This is a genomic window from Mesorhizobium sp. M4A.F.Ca.ET.022.05.2.1 (assembly GCF_003998845.1).
GTDB lineage: Bacteria > Pseudomonadota > Alphaproteobacteria > Rhizobiales > Rhizobiaceae > Mesorhizobium.
Map to the genome: position 1 here is coordinate 1 of NZ_RZOJ01000731.1, position 1,214 is coordinate 1,214.

At 65.3% G+C, this 1,214-nt stretch carries 2 protein-coding genes; both read right to left on the reverse strand.

Annotated features, from left to right (window positions below; translation table 11 throughout):
* Positions 1-168: 168 nt before the first annotated feature.
* On the reverse strand, positions 169-627 hold the full coding sequence (locus tag EN745_RS34960; RefSeq protein WP_126054298.1) for a hypothetical protein: 459 nt from the start codon (positions 625-627) through the stop codon (positions 169-171).
* A gap of 78 nt (positions 628-705) precedes the next feature.
* A partial coding sequence (locus tag EN745_RS34965; protein ID WP_145992331.1) for an MFS transporter occupies positions 706-1,214 on the reverse strand: 509 nt, incomplete at its 5' end.

The window sequence follows — 1,214 nt, forward strand, 5'->3', positions numbered from 1 at the left end:
TTCGTGGAGTTTTGGCCGCTGGAGCACGGGGAAAACACCCGGACGCGGGAAACTTGGCGCGACACATAAAGAACGCGCCCGGAAAGTCAAGCCCGGACGGGCTGCGGCGACGCTCGATGCGCCTTGCCGCCGGCAAGGGGAACCAGCCGGCGGCTGCAAGGTTGGCGGTCAAGCGTCTTCCCTGACCGGCGGGGCGGCCTTCTTCCAATCGCCCGTCGTGTTCCACCAGCGGTTGGGATTGGCGCGGTCGTCAAGGCCCTTCGAACGGCTGGCAAGCAGCGGCTGGATGCGGATCACCGGCTCCTCGTAGCTGTGCGCCTGGTAGATCGCCTCGACGACGCGGGCGGCCAGGGCCTGGTCGTCCGGCAATTCGAACGACACCTCGACCGTGCCCGGCCGCTGTCGCAGCAGCGTCTCGGCGCCGGCCGCTGCACCCTCGAGCGGCCGGTAGCGCTCGACGCCGTCGGCCGACTGGAAGGCGTTGCTGTCGTAGCTGCCCATGCCGAGCGGCGTAATGGCGACCACGGCGTCCATGATGCGGTCGACATCGGCTGATGGCGCCTGGAAGCTGACGAGCAGCAACAACTGCATCCGCACGGATTTGGTTTCGAAGCCACTGTCGATCATAAGACGTCTCCCTGCTTGAGGAGGGTCGGTATAGCAGGGGTGCTCCTGACACGGTGATGTCAGCAGCGTGATGTGATTCTACAGGACCTTGCGGATCAGCCGGACGCCGACCAGCGCGATATAGGCGGCGAAGAACAGGCCGAGCGACCAGCCGAAGCCGGAGGGGCCGAAAATATCCATGCCGACACCGATCGCCTGCGGGCCAAGCACCATGCCGACGCCGTAACAGAGCACGAAAGCGGCATTGGCCGAGGCAAGCTCATGGCCCGACAATTGCGAGCCGAGATGGGCAAGGCCGATCGTGTAGAGGGCGGCGACCACGCCGCCCCAGACGAACAGAAGGGCGGCCATCAAATGCCAGTTGCTGGCGAAATGCGGCATGAAGATCGTGCCGGCAAGCCCGACGGCGGCGCAGGCCAGCAGCAGATGACGGCGATCGGAAACGCGATCGCTGATCATGCCGATCGGAATCTGCAGCAGCACGTTGCCAAGGCCGATCATGGTGAGCAGCAGGGCAGCGTCCGCCTCGGAATAGCCGATGCGGTTGCCATAGACGGGGAACAGCGCAAAACCGCCCGTCTCGACGG

Coding starts and splice junctions, on each gene's coding strand:
- EN745_RS34960 (WP_126054298.1), bottom strand. CDS start 627: ATGATCGACAGTGGCTTCGAAACCAAATCCGTGCGGATGCAGTTGTTG.